The sequence below is a fragment of the Paenibacillus sp. IHB B 3415 genome, from assembly GCF_000802655.2.
Classification (GTDB): Bacteria; Bacillota; Bacilli; order Paenibacillales; family Paenibacillaceae; genus Paenibacillus_AQ; species Paenibacillus_AQ phytohabitans.
In genome coordinates this window covers 83,674-102,282 of record NZ_JUEI01000023.1, presented here as the reverse complement: position 1 = coordinate 102,282, position 18,609 = coordinate 83,674, and the positions used below count along the sequence as shown (strand labels likewise).

Annotated in this window: 13 protein-coding genes; 1 reads left to right on the top strand and 12 read right to left on the bottom strand. The window is 40.4% G+C overall.

All coding sequences use genetic code 11. The annotated features are described in order from the left end of the window. Positions 1 to 3: 3 nt before the first annotated feature. The 9 genes from QW71_RS13170 to QW71_RS13130 all read right to left on the bottom strand — a co-directional run bounded on the left by QW71_RS13170 (position 4) and on the right by QW71_RS13130 (position 12,461). Positions 4 to 762, bottom strand: a complete 759-nt coding sequence (locus tag QW71_RS13170; protein WP_083442536.1) for a site-specific DNA-methyltransferase — start codon at positions 760 to 762, stop codon at positions 4 to 6. A 393-nt stretch (positions 763 to 1,155) separates the two neighbouring features. Next, positions 1,156 to 3,042: a serine/threonine-protein kinase gene (locus tag QW71_RS13165; protein WP_200905920.1), complete on the bottom strand. Its 1,887-nt coding sequence runs from the start codon at positions 3,040 to 3,042 to the stop codon at positions 1,156 to 1,158. A gap of 1 nt (position 3,043) precedes the next feature. Further along, positions 3,044 to 5,917 (bottom strand): AAA family ATPase, encoded by a 2,874-nt coding sequence (locus QW71_RS13160; RefSeq protein WP_039298456.1) that lies wholly within the window; start codon positions 5,915 to 5,917, stop codon positions 3,044 to 3,046. After that, complete coding sequence (locus QW71_RS13155; protein WP_039298453.1) at positions 5,917 to 6,558, bottom strand: hypothetical protein; 642 nt, start codon at positions 6,556 to 6,558, stop codon at positions 5,917 to 5,919. Before QW71_RS13155 ends, QW71_RS13160 begins: the two co-directional genes overlap by 1 nt. Next, positions 6,542 to 7,795, bottom strand: a complete 1,254-nt coding sequence (locus tag QW71_RS13150; protein ID WP_160311803.1) for a hypothetical protein — start codon at positions 7,793 to 7,795, stop codon at positions 6,542 to 6,544. Before QW71_RS13150 ends, QW71_RS13155 begins: the two co-directional genes overlap by 17 nt. A 559-nt stretch (positions 7,796 to 8,354) precedes the next feature. Next, entirely contained in the window at positions 8,355 to 9,581 is a 1,227-nt protein-coding gene (locus QW71_RS13145; RefSeq protein WP_039298449.1) for an RtcB family protein, read from the bottom strand. Positions 9,582 to 9,622: 41 nt separating this feature from the next. Continuing rightward, positions 9,623 to 11,188, bottom strand: coding sequence for a hypothetical protein (locus QW71_RS13140; protein WP_047013769.1), 1,566 nt, complete (start codon positions 11,186 to 11,188; stop codon positions 9,623 to 9,625). A gap of 257 nt (positions 11,189 to 11,445) precedes the next feature. Then, positions 11,446 to 12,036, bottom strand: coding sequence for a DinB family protein (locus QW71_RS13135; protein ID WP_047013772.1), 591 nt, complete (start codon positions 12,034 to 12,036; stop codon positions 11,446 to 11,448). A gap of 116 nt (positions 12,037 to 12,152) precedes the next feature. Next, on the bottom strand, positions 12,153 to 12,461 hold the full coding sequence (locus QW71_RS13130; protein ID WP_039298446.1) for a hypothetical protein: 309 nt from the start codon (positions 12,459 to 12,461) through the stop codon (positions 12,153 to 12,155). Positions 12,462 to 12,657: 196 nt separating this feature from the next. Between QW71_RS13130 and QW71_RS13125 the strand changes: the two genes are divergently transcribed. Next, positions 12,658 to 13,221, top strand: a complete 564-nt coding sequence (locus QW71_RS13125) for a hypothetical protein (RefSeq protein WP_039298443.1) — start codon at positions 12,658 to 12,660, stop codon at positions 13,219 to 13,221. Between the two features lie 132 nt (positions 13,222 to 13,353). Here QW71_RS13125 and QW71_RS13120 read toward each other — a convergent pair whose 3' ends face one another. From QW71_RS13120 to QW71_RS13110, 3 genes are all read right to left on the bottom strand, one after another. Next, on the bottom strand, positions 13,354 to 13,971 hold the full coding sequence (locus QW71_RS13120; protein WP_039298440.1) for a type 1 glutamine amidotransferase family protein: 618 nt from the start codon (positions 13,969 to 13,971) through the stop codon (positions 13,354 to 13,356). A gap of 151 nt (positions 13,972 to 14,122) precedes the next feature. Continuing rightward, positions 14,123 to 15,145 (bottom strand): carbohydrate-binding protein, encoded by a 1,023-nt coding sequence (locus QW71_RS13115; protein ID WP_039298437.1) that lies wholly within the window; start codon positions 15,143 to 15,145, stop codon positions 14,123 to 14,125. Between the two features lie 181 nt (positions 15,146 to 15,326). Beyond that, positions 15,327 to 18,461, bottom strand: coding sequence for an InlB B-repeat-containing protein (locus tag QW71_RS13110; RefSeq protein WP_160311802.1), 3,135 nt, complete (start codon positions 18,459 to 18,461; stop codon positions 15,327 to 15,329). Positions 18,462 to 18,609 lie beyond the last annotated feature (148 nt).

Below are 18,609 nucleotides of genomic sequence, written 5' to 3'. Positions count from 1 at the left end.
CAGCTATATCAAGGGTTTGTTTGGAGATTTAGGCTGCGAAAGTTGAGTTAATAATTTTTTTGATATTTCCAACCTATTTTTAATGAATGTAAGCCATGTACTATGATTAAATTTATCATTGTACCCAAAGCTGTCATTTCCTGTATTGTATGGGACATCAATATAAATACACTTAACGCATCCCTCATATCTTTTCAAGAGAGATGAAAGAACAAGAAGATTGTTACCTTTAATAATTAAATTATCTTTATCATTAAATTCTGTAACTTCTTCTATACCCTCCTTAGTAATTCTTATTGCATTGGTGAAAACTTTTGGATACAAAAGCCTGTCGACCTCGTCAGGTGCAAGTGTTTCATTATAAAAAATCTCCTCCCTCTGTTGTTCTTCCTTTGTCTGGCCACCCTCTAAAATACAATCCTTATACGGAAAAGCAAGTACAATATCATTGATTGTACTAATATAATCTCCTCTATCATTTACCAAGCCTATTTTATTTTTGAAACGAGTATAGCTGTTCGGCAAGAACTGTCGATTATTAATTACCCAGCCGAAACCAATTTTATCGAATACTGCAATCCCCTCTACCTCTTTAAAAAATCGTTCTTTTGTTATAGGATTATTTATTAGCAGTCTAATAAGTGTACCATCAAATTGCATGGCAGCTTCATAGATAGCGTTTCGTAGTATATCGCCGTCCTCTGTAAAAAAACGATTATCCTGCTTCAATACACTTATAATAGTGTTATAGAATTCACTCATTATTGATCCCCCTAATATATTGGTATACCGCACGTAAAAAAGGTATTATTATCATATAATCTAAATCTCCAAATCATATCATCCACACTGTATTGCTCAACGAGCCTCAGGCCGGTCTGGAGGTCAGGATATCCCCGTTATAGATGTCCAAATGTAACTCCTTCGCCATTCTCACGCATTTCAAAGTGCCGAGATTCCTTGGCTTGTTTGCCTATAAATACTTCTCATACGTTGATTCAAGGCGCTTCAATCGTTTCAAGTTAACTAGCTTCGTTCTATCCCGAACTGAAAATGCGAGTATACGTAAATGCATTATTCTTATCGTTCCTAGTGAAACGTTGTTCATTCTATTATAAGGTAATTTGGTAGTAACGGCATCTGTTTAGTCGTTCTTTACTTATCTAATTTCATACACTCACATAATTCGCGCTCAAAATCATTAACAGATTGATAACGTTTAGCTCGCGTATTCATTGCCTTCATAACTATATCCTGGCAAACAACTTTAGAATAGAATCTTTTTTTTGGTAATTTATTGCTCAACAAATAGTAGAGTATTGCACCTAATGAGTAGATGTCCGATAAATGAGTGGAGTCAGCTAAATTATCTCGCTGCTGGGGATCAGTAAAATCTATTTGACCGTAACCTCTTTTGGATAACCCCGTCAAAAATGACTCTGACTTAATGTCTTTAGCGAGTCCAAAATCAGATATTTTCACTTCTAGTCCTCGATCCGTTTCATATAATAAAATGTTATTTGGGGCTAGATCGCGATGGTATTTCTCTCTTTCATGTAAGTATTTAACACCAGAAATAATCTGTTTAAAGATCTCCATACGCTTTTCCACAGAAGCATCTCGGTTGTCTTTCAACCATTTTTCCAAGGTGAAGCTTGCTAACGGCATTGTAAACCAAAAGAGTGAACCTTCAACATGAATTTTACTAACTTCTACGATGTTTTTATGTTTCAATTCCTCAGTAAGCAATCTGACCTCACGTTTAAAACGAAGTATGTATTCATCCGCCTCAATTCCATATCTCTGTTTAAAGTGACTTCTAGGGAAAAGAACTTTGCATGCCAAAATTTTGTTTAACTCAGGGTCAAACACTTTATACACTCTGGCGAAATAACCGCTTCCTATCTCTTCTAATGCAATCATTTCATATCGATGCCTTACACTTTCTATCTTAAGCATTTCCGTTTTGAAAATAGAAATAGATTTTTTAAATTCTATCAAAACCGATAATTTCTTTTCTTGTGAATCATCCTCAAAGAACTTTGACTCGAACATGAAATAGTCTGACAAAAAAACATCTAAAACCTTATTTTCGGAATCCTTTAATAATTCTTTAACCTTTTGTATATGATAACTTATATCTAGTATTAAGGAATCATGGGAAATTCCCTGTTCTAAAAGTTTATTTATGACTTTTTGTAATTCTTCAATTGGTGAAATTAAAACCAAAGGTGCATGCAACTCTCTATTAATATCAGAAAGTAGTACGGAATCAAACTCATTCGTTGTTATATTTGCTGCTAGAATAATTTCTTTTTTATAAGTACTTAGTAATCGTGGTTGACCCCAAAGTTGATTTGATAAGTGGCGTAAAGGTATTAATTCACCATATTCTTTAAGATAGATGTAATGTGAAACCGTAAGAACTATTGCTCTGAATTTTTTAAACGAGTTGGTATCAACAATTAAAACATCCGACTCATCTTTTATTGCTCCTTCTGCAATCCATTTATAGACTTTTTCCCTAAGCGGATTCTTGACACTTGTAATTAACTCTGTTGCTAATTTATTTACTTCCGCAAGTTCAAGATCAATGTCTATCTTTTCTGGGGTAATTAACTCCAAAGCTTTGGGATCAAGCTTTATTATTTTCGGAACCCAATCTACTGCTTTACGAGGTTTTAAATTTTTGAAAACAATCTGTACTACACCATCTAACAAGAGTATCTCCAAAGAATCATTTAAATCAAGCCAACTAAATTTTTGAAGCACTTTATCAACAAGTGGTTCATACTGCTTTGGACCTTTCAAAAGTAATTTTAGAATATACTCCATAATTGCCTTTTTACCGTGCTGTTTATTAAGAGTAATATCTACACCACTAAACTTCCGCCCACTTACGGACATTTCAATAGGAAAACGGTATTCTTCTTTAAAAGTTTTATTTACGTCCAGGCCAGTATGACGATCATCAATCATAAAAACATGATCTACAGCCATTGCTTCATTCCCCCATTTAGTATTCCTTGCTACCGTTACCATGTTAGTCATTCCGCATTTTTTGAACTATTAAAGGCTTAGCAAAATCCGAGTTTGGGGGACATTGGCTACAAAGAAAGGAATGGTTAATCCATTGTATTGATTTAAGAGATTCACCAATTTGATGAGTAATAAAGTATTGAATTTCGGTCACTTGAAATACTTGACCAATGTCATTCCCACTATAATCATCAACCTCTGCATTGGGCTCATCTAGGAACATAATAGAAAGCTTTTCTCCTCTCCTTTTACTGCTTACAGCAGCCAATAACACTAAAAGGCTGGTTCGAGCCCTTTGTCCAGAAGATAGATTGGGACTATTAATAAGGACAGGTTTCTTCCCATCGAAACCAATTGATAAGTACAATTCCCATAATTCAGGATCTTCTCCCCGCGGTTCCAATCTACCAGCAGCACTAGCTCCAATCAGATCAGCCATCATATGAAATTCTTCTATAAAGTCTTTCATGGTTTCTTTAATATGAATTTGAAGTGCTGCGAGGCTATTATTACATTCTTGCTCCCAACTATCTCTTTCTTCTTTGATTAAATTAAACCTGCTTTGTAACTGGTTAACTAAAGCCTCTTGTGTTCTTATAAGTTCTACAATTGTCTCATCAATATCCGGATTTTCTCGTATAAAATCATTAATTTTTTCTGAAATGCGTTCACTTTCTTTTTTTAGCTCTCTTGAAGAAAAAACTTCTCCTTGTTCATTTTTAAAACCTGAAGAATTTATATCTTCAAATAAAAAGGCTAACTCTTCCTCTGTAATCCCAATTACAATAAGCTTTTGCTTTGATTCTTCAAGGTCTTGCATTTTTAATCTCAGTTCTATTGATACAACTTTTATTTCTTGACTTAATCTTTCAATCTCCTGTTTACAATGATCTTCCTGTTGCTCACATAATGCTGTAGTAATTTTTTTATTAGTAAGAAGCCCTGTAATTCCCTCCTCTTTATCTTTTAATTCATTACAAAACTTTTCTTTCTTTTCTATTTCATTGAAAATATACTTATAGTGATTGTTTAATTCATTTAATTGCTTCTCTTTAATTGGTAATTTCTCCAGCTCGTTCTGTTCATTAATGCTATCGTGAAGTCTTTTAACTTCCTCTTCATAATTAGTTACAAGTTTCTCTTTTTCTTGACAAATATTCATCTGACTGTTTATTTCAATATTAATTAATGTTTTTTCTTTCTCTATTGCCATTTTGCCACAACATAATCTATGATGCTTTTTAAAAATAGAACCGTCATAGTCCTGCAGCAAACCCTTTAGGGTAATACTTGTTAATCCTTGCTTTTGAAGTTTATGTCCCTCATCGACGTTATCAACTAAATAAATTTCATTCAACCGAGTTAAGTAACCACCGACTTTGTCTGGAAACATTACATTAATTACTGAACTTATTGACGGGAAAGATATTTTTTTTTTATTAATTACTTCTATTTTAGGTTTCGAAACACTTATTCTTGAAGTATACTTGTATTTTTCCTGAAGTTTTTTCGTTGCAACTTCCTGGTTTTTATTAACAATTATTCTGAATCGTTCATTCCCTAGAAATGCCTCCACAGCTACCTGCCACTTTTCATATTCTGGCTTAAGAGATATGGCATCGGCGAGAAGAATATAATCAATCTTATTTTCGTTAAGTTCTGAAGTGAAATCATACACATAATCTGGATAGGGTTTATCCTGATCTAAATCTTTTTTTCTAGCCTCAAGTTTATTAAGCTTTTCTCTTTCCCTCCGCCATGTTGATTTGACTTCTTCCATACTTTGTTGAGCAACTTCATAATCTCGAACAATATCCTCTTTATTTAATGGCTTAATTCCTTTTAGTTTTGACACATCTTGATTTATAGTTTTCTTATCCGATGATATTTCACCTGCGCATTCTCTCATATCTCCAATTTCTTTTTGTAATTCAGATAAAATAGTCTTATACTGTTCCTGTTCTTTTTCCATATTTAAAACTTCTATTTGAATAGCTTCTCTCTGAACTTCTAAACTAAGTTTTTTTTCGCGATTTGTCCCAACTTCATTTTTGAGAATTGTTTCCTTCTCCTCATACCCCTTAATTGCCATACTATTTTCCCAATATTCTACCTTTAAAAGTTTCTGTTTAACAGATTGTAAGATTAATCTATTTGATTGATATTGCTTAAACTTTTCAGACTTCAATTGGAGTTTACCAAAATTATCCAACCCCTCATTAAGTAGAGTTTGTGCATGATGTAAATTGACTTCTTGCCTACCTAATTCATCTTTGGCCGCTCTAAAATTGTCATGAATCTTTTTTACACCCTTTAACTCAAAGACCTTTAAAAAAAGATCATTTGAATCCAAATGCACAAGATTTTTAACAGTTGTCGGATTCATAGACATAAGATTTCTAAAAGCTGGTGTTACTCCCAAACAATCCTCCAATATCTGTTTATATTGTTTTTGTGTTTTTAGACTTTGACTATAAGCTTTGGGGTTTGTTCCAAGATCTATTATCTCAGTGAATAAACCATCAAACACATAGTATTCTTTTTCCGAACGGCCATTCGAATTAATGGTAATTAAACAGCAACAAGTAACTTCATCATCCTGACAACCTGCATTATCAAATGGTCGCACTCCATTCACTGACTCATTGTAAAATGAAGCTCTAACAACAGCCCACTTACTTAACTCATGCATGTAGTGAAGAGCATCTCGATTATTTTCGAATTTAGCATCCCCTAGAAGCAAGCGTAGTCCATCCATTATGGTGGTCTTACCATGGCCTGATGCCCCAACAAAGGCATTAACTTTGGGGTGCGCTGGATATGGCTTGGATGTAGTAGGCAACATGCCCCAATAAGCAGTTGAAAAATCTTTAATCATTATTCCTGCCCCTCCCTGTCCAAACTTCTATCCAACTCTACTTTCCTTTGATCGTCTGATATATCTTTAGCAACTTGCTGGGTAAGCTCCATCATCTCGTGAAGCATATCCTGCGTTATATTCTGAAGATAATCGTTATAGTGAAGCATAAACATTGCTGGTCCCGCATAATAACGCTTTCCTTTTTCAATAACATACCAATGTTTCTTCAACATTTTGATCAGTGATTCGATTGAATTGCGAGAACTTCTTCTTCTAAACTGAAATTTCTCTCCATAATTTAATGTCAACTCATCCAAAGTAGTATAGGCTTCTTGGTCCCCGTGGCTCCCCGTCAGTCGGGGTAATATAAGCTTTATAAAAAGTATGGTTATTAATGCCATGTGCCTCTTGTTGAAACCAATATTTTTTCGATGAAACTTATCAAAAGCATCATCATCAAATTCCTTTTTTAATCGTATTACATACCACTCACAATTAGGAAAATTAATAAGTTCATAACCCATCGTAGCTAACGTTGCTTGCACTTCTCTGTATAAAGTCAAGTTTTTCTCTAATACTCCTATTGTCTCTTTGGGAACCCATCCATAGTGAAAAAGCGAACATATTCGTTGCACCTCGGGATTAATTATTCCCCCCATGATTTTCTCTCCTTATATAAACTTCTGTCATTTCTTTTATAGAACCCTTTTTTAACAATTTCATACTATCTTTTATATCGAGACCCAAATTGTCTTCTTTGATTGTTTCAGATTCTTGAAGATTAGAAACAAGCTTTATAGTTTGTCCAGTTCGATACATAGCTAATCCAAAGCTATCACTTTCATCAAATAGAACTTCCTCTAAAGGAGCATATTGTTTACCTTGGAGCTTATATATTAATTCGTGATATAACAAATCGAGGGGGTTTTCTCTTGTTTCAAAAATAATCTCTTCTTCTTCAAAATCAATGACAGGAGGAGGCGGGACTACTATTAATTCATTATACTCTTGTAAAAAAAATGATTTGGTTTTATATACGATTGTCTCTTCTCTCAGCTGCGGGTTTTGCTTTGGAGCAGAAAAATATCTAATAGCTACATTTGCTAGATACTCACCTGAGGCCCCTTTAATAAACTCCTCTATTCTCTCGGAATCAACATATTTTCCCAAGGAACCAACGTCTTGCAATAAATTTTCTCTAGCAATGTTTATCGTTTGGGCAACTAACGCTGTAATTTGCCCACAGACTTCGTAAAATCCGTTTCTTTTCTGGAAACTATTTGAAAGATCACTTCTTCTTATCTTCTTTCTCAACTCTTCAATTGCATTAAGTATTGTAGGACTTGTTTGTATAATTTCTCGTATCTCTTTTTTGGAACGCCTTTGGATCATTCTCTCAATTTTATCTCGAATATCCTTCAACTGACTCATATGAATAATGAAATTTTTTTCTAATATTTCTTGATCTAAATTATATAAGCCTGATATTTCAGCTTCGTTTCCCACAAGCATAATTTCTTCAGCAAAGTTCATTTCTCCACGAATTACAGATCCAAATAATCCATGAGTAAGCAATGAAACAATACGGCCAGGCATTTGATAGTCTATACCATTAAATTGGATCCACTCATATTTAATTAAACAATCAATAACTTTTTTGCGTATACTTTTCTGTATGTAATCAAGTATATCGTCAAGCTCCGAGCGAGATAAGTTCCCACCATGTCGAGAGATTGTTCTAGCAGAAGCTAATACTAAAGTTGTCATTTTGGAATCCTTAAGATTGAACACCCCAAACATTTTATAGAACGGTTCGATTTTTTTTGCATCCATAAGATCATCTTTACTTAAATTATAGGTAATCTCAATTAATGATCTTCCTGCATCTGAAGTCATAGCCTCCACTCCATTTTCTCTTAAATTTGGAGACAAAAATAAATAATAGGATAACAGAATTCGACTCAATGTTATCTTTTTCCTGCTTTTATTCAAAACACCAAGTTCCACATAAATTTCATGACAAAAGATGCCCTTGGAACTAATTAAAGTTCCTGTCTTTAAACCATTATAATTCAATGATTAATGTGGATCTAACTCACTCTTCCCAATGACACACAACTCTTCAAATGTGGACAACCAAAATCAAATAGAGTCTTTGCTTTAAAAGTTACAAGCTACTCATGTGTGAATTCTCAACTTTCACACGATCCTTTTCGCCGTTGCCTCTTGCCCTTCTATAATCCTTCGCGAGTAAAAATCATTCACCTTACAACGCCCCCCGCCGTGGCTCATAAAAATCCTCTCTAACGTAGGACTGAGAAAACCCTCCAGTTGTTGCTTCAATTTGCTCCAGGACATGCAACCCCTCCTTCCATGACAAAATAGAGGAAAGGCTTGGTGGCTCCGGGTTTGCCCCTTCCCATTCACCCGCTCCTCTACCCCCACACTCTCTCCCTCAATCCTTATACGGATCGAACTCATCCGCCCCAGCCATACATACACCAACCGGCTTCAGCACATGCATGACCTCAATTGTCTCGGCATGCGCATCCAGTACTTCTTGAAGCTTCCGGTACACAAAAGGACTCTCATCCGTGCCTGCACCGCGCAGCTCAACACCGAAATCCCGAACTGCCTCCATCATTTGCGTTGTGGTAATTTGACCGCCGCTGCGGATGCGGGTTTTCCAGTTCATTTTGCCTGCCGCCTGGGTCCGGCTCATGATTCGTCCCGCTCCATGAACGGTGCTGTAGTAAGAATCTTTGCTCTCTATACTATCCTTTCCTTTTACGATTACGGATATATCTCCCATACTGCCGCCGATAAAACCAACCTGGCCTGGTGCGGACGGGGTCGCCCCTTTGCGGACAACGACGACTTCTTTACCGTTATGTGTTTCTTTCCAGGCATAGTTATGATGGTTATGAACTTCGAGGTCCGCTTCCGTTCCCAGGATGGCTAATACTTGCCGGATCACATAATCTCTGCCGGCATAGGCGTAGCGTCCGGCCAGCTTCATGGCTCTGTAATACATATCGCCAAGCTCACTGCTCGTATCAAGCAGTACGGGCGGTTGGTCCATCTTTTCACCGGGGGCGCTGGCGAGAAAGTCTCTGCCCGCTGCCAGATTAATGAATCCGCTCGCCGTCTTATGCCCGAACCCTCTGCTCCCGAAATGATTGGCGATCCATACCCGCTCTGTTCCGGCTTCTTCAAACAAATCTACGAAGTGGTTGCCGCTGCCGACCGTCCCTAACTGACTCTGTGCCAAAGCTTTCAGTTTGTCGTGCTTCTGTCTGCCTAACGCCATGAAAACAGCCCAATCCGGGTCGTCAAAAAGTTCATGATCGACCCTTTCATTATTAACACGGCCTATTCCGAAGGAGATTCTCCGGGCGATCTCGTCCATAATATTCGCCAATCGGGGCCTGATATCTTCAACAGACATGCTGGTTCGCACCGCTTTATTCCCGCACGCAATATCATAACCAACGCCGGACGGGGAGATTTGCCCATCGTACACAACCACCCCGCCGATCGGCTGACTGTAGCCTTTATGATGATCTGCCATGAGCAGGGTCTGAACGACATTTCCTGTTTCCGCACACGTCTTTGCTTGAGCCAGCGCTCCGCTGTCAGGATCCCCCCAGACCCGCACGCCGTCTATATTTTGATAAGCCATACAAGCATTCAACTCCTACATAATGAGTGTTCTTCCCATACTTATAATCCCTTTGCCACACACAGCTTGTGCAGCCGTTCTTTTGTCGGGTCTTCAGGCTCGATTACTAACAAATGAGCGACCGCATGAGCAAGCTGCTCCCCCCAGGATGAAATGTCCCAGCCCTCCAATGCCTTGATCGCCATGTTCCGGTTGGAGGTCACTGGACTGTTCAGGCCAGTGAGGATCAACTCTGCCCCTATCCCCTCGAACCGGTCCAAGCTCTGCAGGATAGCGCCAAGCTTCCTGTGCGCTGCATATTCTTCGCCGAACCCCATTTCATTTCTGGGGCCAGTAGCGATCTGCTGCAAGGGAAGGTGGCCTATGGCGAATTGAACAAACTTGCGAATTCGGTCCCGGTCATCCGATTTCATGAGCTGATAGTAATAGAAATCCTCTAGCGGGTTAGCTGCAAGCTGATTGTATAGAATGTCCCAAATATCCATGCCAAGCTTCCCGGCACAAGCTGCGCCGTAATAAGCATCCGTCAAATCGCCGCTGCTGACAGCTTCCATGACGATGCTGATCCACTTAGTGTTAGCTACAATCGACCCGCAAGCCTCACGGATATCGCTTCTTAACTGCACACTCCAGCCTGCTGACATCCGAACGGTCCACTTCTCCTCATCCTCAGCCAGGAAGTCATGAATACTAAATATAGCTGATAGATGCTGTGCAGTTGCCCCTATCTCCCGGGTGAGCCTCACGTAATCAAATAACACTTGTGGAGCATGCTCATAATCATCTATGTTCTCAGCGGGCCCGCCATTCAATAACGCTTCAATGATATCGGTTGCCCCATTAAGTAATGCGCCATCTACCCGATCAGCCGAAAGTGCCTCCAGCAAACCACCATTTCTTGCACAAATACAGGCTAAATATTCGTTCATGACGTTGTTGTGGCACCCTTCCCGCAGCAGCCAATCTTTGATCTCCTGACTGGCAGGCTCAAGTCTCTCGACGATATGTATTTTCCCCCAGCCATGAACCTGCCCAGCGAGTTCAAATAGAACTTGATTGCTATCCTCCATTCCATTATGAATCGCAACTACGGCATATAGCGTAAATTCCTCGTGTCTCCCCAACGTTAGAAGCAGTTCCTTTACTTGCCCGTTCTGAAAAAGGCCCAGCATTGCAATGCCGAATTTGACGACATTCCGGTGCGCGGCATGTTCCGCGAGCCATTTCGCCTCAAGGAATACGGTATCCGGCTGTATTCCGGGGTGCTTGCGAACCTCATCTATAACTTCATCAATCATACCGCCTATATCTGTCTTCACAAGTTTGGCATATAGGGCCTTTCTTGTTGAATTCTTAGGCTTTCTGGATTGCTTCGCCAGCAGGCGAACCAGCTCTCTTGCCTCATCCGTCATCTTAGCAGGTCCGCCATGATGTCCGAATGCTCCATCCAAACCGCCCGCTACCCATCTGATTTTATCACCGGACCAGAATTCTTCGTCATCCGGCAGCGATCCGTCCACGGATTCTCCTTGTCCCTGAATATGGGAGTAAATGGAGGGCCTGCCCTCCCAAAGCAGCCGTTTAGCTCTATCGAAAAAAATGACCATCGTTCACAACACCTCTTCCTATACTTCCTTCAATACCAATTGAACAACTCAATGATTTTAAGCAGCTGCGTTAGCGTATCCGCTTCTATATCTATATTGGCTTATTTTGGGAGACACGAACATGGCAAAAGTATTACAACTGGGCATATAATTTTTATAACAAAACAGAGGACAGGCTTGTTGGCTTCGGGCTCTCCCCTTCCCCACTCATCCGATCCTCACTCTTTTAGCGTCAATTCTATTTACTACACGGATTTCTACAATCCTGGCAGTTTAATCGCCCAACCCTCCACCCCTGTATACTCATCCATAACCTTTTGCATTTGTACAATGTGGCGTTTAGCATGTTGACACAAAAAATAGATATATTGATAAACATCAATCTTGCCTAAGTTGTTTACGGTCATTGTAGTTTTATAAAGTATTCCCTCTCCGTTGTTCATCTCTTTCAAAAGCTCTTTACATTCGTTAATTTGATCTTCCAGTAATGCTCTTATTTGTCCTAATTCTTGTTCACCCTTAGGCTCCATATGTTCTGGTCTGATCCAATCAAAAGACTTATGTATAGCTATCGCATCAAGTTCTTGTAAATTAATTTGGCTTGATTCTATTAATGTATTCAAGTCTTTCTTTGTCGATAGTTCAATTGCTTTCCGAGTCCCTTTTCTTATTAGGATCAATAAAAAGTGATTGGTTAGTGTTACATGCTCTAATATTTGTTCAATACTCCATCCTACCTGAGGTTTAAAGGATAATACTTCGGAGTTCAATTTGAACCAGTGTTGGTAGTCACTTAATGTTTGAGATAATTCCATATCTATAACGTTAATCGCTTGATTTACATTCATGTTTTTCACCAGTTTTCGATTTATTTATGAATTGCCGTTCCTTCTTCAGACAACCTATTAGCAAATGTAATTAACTTTTTCATAAAATCCTCATGTATTCCTCCTGAAATTTTATACTACATAAACCCATCCTCAGGCTCCCCCACCTCAAACCCCAATACCTTTGTCGCTTCATATTTAAACCTTGCTATCCAAGAATCCCAATCGCTCTGATTCATCTGAGCATAAAATGATAATCCGCTTGGCTCAACCGATGCCTGAATAAAAACATCATCATCTTCCTGCCCAAACCAGTGTGGAATCCCATCTATGTACCCTCTCCAACCAGGCATACGCTCATAAATATTAGCAACTGTATTCCATACTTCATCAGGCAGATGAGCCCATATATTCAGATTACAATGATGAGAGGTTATTTCATTCATTTGCCTTCCCCCTTAGCCTTACAACATATACATAATAAACCTTATGCACTTCCATTACATCGTATCATATGTAGGAATTCACCTCCTATCATTCGAGGCTCAAACGAGTTAATTATCCACTTGCAAAAAGGATTATTTTTCTATATTTTTAAATATAAAGTAACCATTATAATAATATAAAAAAGGATACTCACTAATGAAAAACAAATTGTTATTACTTCTTTCATTATTATCAGTGTTGTTTGTAAGCTGTGACATCAAAATTGTAAATGAGCCTCAGTCGGAGGAGCTTTATAACCCCCCTTCAATAAAGTTAGAAATTGCAGTTGTTGGTGATGTTCCTTTTGATACAATTAGGAATCTGAGCTACATACCCAAAAGCCTCAAAGATATTATTGAAGACACTAATAAAAATTATGATGGCTTAATCATTGCAAAGGATTATCTGGCTGAAGCAGCCAAGCAAGAATATAAAGATTTTTTCAGTAACATAACATATCCAGTATTTTTCATGGGGACTGAGAATCTACTGACGAATGTATTTCATGACGAGAGATTAACTCTTGAATCCGCAAGAATAAATGGTTTTGGAGCTCATGTATCCGGATTTGTTCTATTAGAGGGCAAGTTTCAGCAGTGGGGCTTATACTTACCAAATAACCCTACAGAACAAGATATGAATAGAGATATGATTTTAAGAATCTCCAATATATTAGAAGATTTCAAAATTCTACGCAGTAACATGAAAACTGCAACTTAAATTCACCCTATAGTGGAACACGACAAATCCCCCAACAACTACTTATAGATGCCCAGAAGATGTCCTGCCATTCCTGGCCAGACAAACAGAAATACCCTCTTCGTAAAGAGAGGGTACCCTTATTAACTACTCTTATCCCATCAGCTCATAGAAATACTTCGCTTCCTGAGTCTTGTAGAGACTATACCAGGCTTTCAATTTTTCTGGAGCCATGACATCCAGGGCTTTCAAGACATGCACAGTGAATTCTAGCGGCGCTATTCCAGAGGCAGTGATCAGCTTGCCATCCGTTACAGCAGACTGCATTTGGTAGAACTCTTCGCCGGTGTAGGCTTGACAGATCATTTTGAGGTACTCCAGATCATTACTTGTATGCGGGCGTGAATTCAGTAATCCTGCCTGGGCAAGCGCCATTGTAGCCCCACAAATCGCTGCCACTAATATATCTTCCTGTATGCATCTCTCAGCGAGTTGGAGAATGGGCTTGTGAATGGCTTCGGTCCATGTCTCTCCACCGGGTAGAATCAAGGCATCTGTGCTTGTAATGCTGCACTCACCCACCGTGATGTCAGGAATTATTCTCAGTCCGCCCATTGTAGTGATAAGCGTCTTCTCATTGGCTACGGTTACTATTTCAGTGGGGGCTTGCCCCTTCTTGTAATACCTTCCCGAGTTCAGTTCGGCAGTTAAGTACCCTATCTCCCAGTCTGCCATGGTGTCGAACACATATAGATATACCTTATTATTCATTTGTACGTCCTCCTTCAAGTGCTTTCCTGTATTATAAAATAGCTTCACTGACAGCTGCTGTCAGTGAAGCTATTTTAGCTGAACATATAACAAAGACGCTCCGAGACTCCTCTCGAGCGTCTTTTTGTCTTCTTTTATGAAGATAACCCTATTAATTCTTCCCCCCATACCCCTTATATGTAGCGTATACGGCATTTGCATATTGATCTGCCAGGATAGGACGGCCATAGGAGTCGGTAGCGCCCGGATACCAGTTGTCGCCTCCGTTATAGTGCAGCAATCCGTTATAGATATCTCCGAATCTGACAATCTTCTCATTCAGGATCAATGCGCCCAGGTATACCTGATCCTGTTCGCTGCTGTGATTATACGCGCGGCCGAATTTGGCGCTGAATTGTGAGGCATAGGCATTGCGGGTGTTAGGTTCGACCTGCATTAATCCGTCGCCGGCGGATGGGCTGCCGGGCAGGCCTGCTCCGAAGCTGCTCTCCTTCTTAATCACCGCACTCAGCAGCAGTGCGAAATCTCCACCCTTGCCATAGGCATTGTCTGCATTCACGACATAGGTCCAGATTTGGCTTGGAACCTCAGAAGGTTTGGTTACAGAAGGAGGCTGTGATCCGGTATAGATCTTAACAGAGGTCATCTTGTCATTGACACTGTCGCCAACCCAGGAGGAATCTGCCGTATAGGTCCATTTGGCTCCGCCAAAGCTATCATTCTCATAGACTTCAACCGTCCAGCCGCCGGGAACCTTGAGCGAGGACATCCAGTCATTCGGAATTCCGGCAGCATTCAGCTGGGACAGTACATAATTGCCTACTCCCAGGGTTACTGCCTTCCCGCCATAGTTGATATCTGCATAGAATGTGACCCCGTTTGTTGATGGGGGTGTGGTTGGTGTAGGTGTAGGGGTCGGTGTTGTTGTTGTTCCGCTCTTCCATAGTGCAGGAACATTAGGCGGCTCCCAGCCTGTGAGGGAAGTATGTGCCTGAAGACAGGTATACGTACTTCCGCTATAGGTTACTGTATCATTTACTGCATAAGCCGTATTAGGAGCCCATGCTCCTCTGGCGGCCGCGTTTGCCTGCGGTAAGGCTGTGAAGAACAGGGATAGGAATATGGCTGCAACTACCAAAAGGGATAAGGCTCTGGCTGGAACTTTTTTAATCAATCTCTTAAACCTCCTTTATTTAATTTACCGGTTTCGCCCATTAGGCGAACCACAGGTATATTGTATTGTCGTTTGTGAAAATAATTCCATAATCCATAAACTTTAGCCGGTTGCCTGCATAAAGAAATAGCTCCACTGACATCGCTGTCAGTGGAGCTATCCTAGAGCTTGTAGCTATTCATCAGAATGGCCAGCCCGGGAAACCGCCGCCCCCGTCGTCAGCGTAATCACCTAGAATAATTTCATAGGTTACGTTCTGTGCAGGCATTGGGTATGAGACATAGTAAGGCGGGAGCTCTGGACCTCCATCTACGGCTCTCCAACCAAGAACCTTGCGATAGGCATAGGTGGTTCTGGATGGAATGCTGAATTCAGCACCATACCGGTAGGTCTCTTCTGATAATACTTCCTGTACTCCGGTATCCGGATCAGTCCCAATGAACTTCGCTGTATATACATTTCTGTCATAATACATTTTGAGTACAAGGCTGCCGTCATCCTTCACTGTTCCGGTCTGTACATTTAGACTGGACCCGGACTCAAATGTAAAGCCCTCAATGTCGTATACAGCTCCAGTTACAGTCTCATTCTCAAGGCCTAAATGTTCCGTTGTTGTATACAGCGTATAGTCATCATCAATGCCAACGCCTTTAATATAATGCTCCACTGTATACTTGGCCTTCCAGATCGCTTTATAAGTTACATCATGTGCGGGCATTTCCCTTTTGATCTGAGAATCATCAGCAGCCCAGCCTTCCCACCCCATAAATTCAAAGCCTTCACGAGTCGGAGGATTCGGTCTTCCGTAAAGGTATCCTTGAGCTGTATAGATTACGTATTTTCCATCTACCATACTACCGCCACCACCACTAATATCCTGTTCCGTCAAGCTGCCGCCGTTCAGATCAAACGTCGCATCGTACAGCTTATGGTAATAGAGGTTCAAGGTTAAATTATCATCATTCACATAAATAGTAGACGGTGATTTGTTTGGAATTACATCTACATCTGTTTGCAGCATATACTCCGTTTTGTCTAGTAAGTCTTCCTTAGAAGCGTCAAACGTACTCCAGGCAGGAACCGATACAATTTCGCTGCCAAGCTTAGTGAATTCTGAATCCCAATCCTCTCTTGCATAATAATTTACTTTCAGATCAAAATTCCCAACTTCGAATATAGCTTGATACGTTTTGGCTTCTAAAGGAACGGTCGCATCTATATTCTCCCACTCTACGAATTTCAACCCAGGAAGAACCGGATACGGTGGATCCAGCATAGCTCCTGGTCTATACTCTCTGACCTCTGGACTAACCCCAAAAGGCAGCCCCAGTTGAGATAGGTAATCGTACGAGAAGGTTAACGCAGTATTCCCGCGTTCATAATAATACCTCAGCAACGTTGTTCCATCCGCATTAATCTTGACCTCTTGCTTCTTAGGTGTAAGATGTCCCCAAATATCGATGGGTTCATATTCAGCTACACTGTCTGTTGTACCTCTGTACCTCTCTGCCGAATGAAGCGTGTATTGCCCGGTATAAATATTCTGAGTGTAGCTCTCAACCAGGTACGGGGTATCCGTTTTGGGTGACCACTTGGCATAGAGCAATATCGTGTTTGCAGGCATTTTTGCGGGAATGGCTACCGGCGCCACGGAATTAACATCATCATACCAGCCTGTGAAATTGTATCCGACTCTGACAGGATCAGGCTGTTTGGGGATGTCGGAATTGTATTCCCCCCAGATTCTAGTAATAATTTTGGATAGCGAAGGTGGCGTAATCACTTGATCATAGGATAACAAGTTAACACTGTAGCTTGATCTAAGATCATCATAATGCAGATTAATCTTACGGCTAATCGGTTCAGAGTTAAAGCTTGCGAACGGAGATCTCCAGGCAATGGTCATCACCGTATCCACACCCGTAGGTTCAAAATTACCAACAAGGACTCTACGCTTCAACGGATCATAGTAGAAGTTAGAATTAGAGAACGTAATATCAAAATATTGACTGACATCATGATAAACCTGATTCTCTACCTCACCTTCGTGAAGATCCATATAGCTCATCTCAAGTAAGTAATCATCCAGGGGGAATATATAGTCATTTCCCTTCAGCCTAACATCCTGTACGTCATCTTGATCATAAGCAAAGTCAATCACAACATAACGTGAACCAATGGTTAGTAACGGGAATTCATAGGATGTTGAGAATGGCACGACCGAGAAGGTCCCCTTAAATGCCTGGGCGATAACCTTAATATCCAGATACAGCCCTATCTCTACATTTAGGGCTCCGGCAGCATTAGAGGAGGAGGCTTTACCTTGTGTCTGGCTATATTGATAGTAGAAGAATCCCCATAGCTTAATGTAGCCGCCCATCTCTACCTGAACACCGATACTATTGAGGGAGGTCGATAACGCACCAACGGCAACCTCTAATCGTACCCCCGCACGGAGTCCCAGCTCGCCCATTGCATAGAAAGTAAAATCATACTTTTCAGGCACTAAGGTTGCTTTTGAATTCCCTACACTTCCTGCCAATAATCGGATGTAATAACTATACCGCTGACCATTTTCATAGGTGTAAATGATACCCAGCGAGACATTTACTTTGGCACTCACCACAAAGTCTGCCCTGAAGGTTACTTCAACCAGCCCGGCTGCAACGCGGAAGCTTACTTTTAGCAAATTTTGCTCTACAATATCTACCCAGTCATTGTCATTCTCCAGCATGGCTTGGTACAGGTCAGGCAGGGAGTTTGAGATTTCATTAATCTCACCATCATCCAGCTCTTCAGCTTCCTCCATAATCTTTTTAAGCTGCTTGGCAATATTCTCTACACTGTCGCTATTCCAATCCGGCTCTTCCTCTTGTTCAAACAATCCAATATTCGCATCAAACTGAACAGCCGTGTACGTGAATACATCAATGTTGGCGTTGATCGTGAAATCACTGGGATATGGGATAAACCAAATCTTTTTCCAGAAAATCTCACCACTCGCTGAAATATCGACGGATAATTCCTGCTCGAATACACCCTTCAGCTTAATCTTGATTTCATTATCATCATCAATTTCGATCGAGACTTCAGCCCCAATTTCTATAGATGCGCGAACACCACTCTTGCCTTTGAAGTGCTTGAGGCTAGTGCCTATGTTTACCTTAATATCCTCAAGCTCCACCTCTACCTTCGAGCCGGCTACTTTCATCTGCATGGTGCCTGTATCATCAAGTGAGGACAGGTACTGGATATCACCTTCTTCAACCAGCAAATCCCCGCTAAGATCCTTGAAGCTATCTGTTTCCAAAGCCATAGACGCCAGATATCCGGCAGCCTGCTGAGCAAAGCCGCTATCGATAGCCTGTTGCCGCATCTGTTCTTCGAGCTTAGGGATTTCACTCTCTGGAATCAGGTCTTCACTATCAATATCCTGCTTCTTGTAATAATCCAGTGATCTTCGT

Excerpts from the sequence above, each read along its gene's own strand:
- QW71_RS13165 (WP_200905920.1), bottom strand. The coding sequence starts at position 3,042 with ATGGTAACGGTAGCAAGGAATACTAAATGGGGGAATGAAGCAATGGCT.
- QW71_RS13135 (WP_047013772.1), bottom strand. The coding sequence starts at position 12,036 with ATGAATGTAAATCAAGCGATTAACGTTATAGATATGGAATTATCTCAA.
- QW71_RS13160 (WP_039298456.1), bottom strand. The coding sequence starts at position 5,917 with ATGATTAAAGATTTTTCAACTGCTTATTGGGGCATGTTGCCTACTACA.
- QW71_RS13130 (WP_039298446.1), bottom strand. The coding sequence starts at position 12,461 with ATGAATGAAATAACCTCTCATCATTGTAATCTGAATATATGGGCTCAT.
- QW71_RS13110 (WP_160311802.1), bottom strand. The coding sequence starts at position 18,461 with ATGGCTTTGGAAACAGATAGCTTCAAGGATCTTAGCGGGGATTTGCTG.
- QW71_RS13155 (WP_039298453.1), bottom strand. The coding sequence starts at position 6,558 with ATGGGGGGAATAATTAATCCCGAGGTGCAACGAATATGTTCGCTTTTT.
- QW71_RS13150 (WP_160311803.1), bottom strand. The coding sequence starts at position 7,795 with ATGACTTCAGATGCAGGAAGATCATTAATTGAGATTACCTATAATTTA.
- QW71_RS13120 (WP_039298440.1), bottom strand. The coding sequence starts at position 13,971 with ATGAATAATAAGGTATATCTATATGTGTTCGACACCATGGCAGACTGG.
- QW71_RS13145 (WP_039298449.1), bottom strand. The coding sequence starts at position 9,581 with ATGGCTTATCAAAATATAGACGGCGTGCGGGTCTGGGGGGATCCTGAC.
- QW71_RS13125 (WP_039298443.1), top strand. The coding sequence starts at position 12,658 with ATGAAAAACAAATTGTTATTACTTCTTTCATTATTATCAGTGTTGTTT.
- QW71_RS13170 (WP_083442536.1), bottom strand. The coding sequence starts at position 762 with ATGAGTGAATTCTATAACACTATTATAAGTGTATTGAAGCAGGATAAT.
- QW71_RS13140 (WP_047013769.1), bottom strand. The coding sequence starts at position 11,188 with ATGGTCATTTTTTTCGATAGAGCTAAACGGCTGCTTTGGGAGGGCAGG.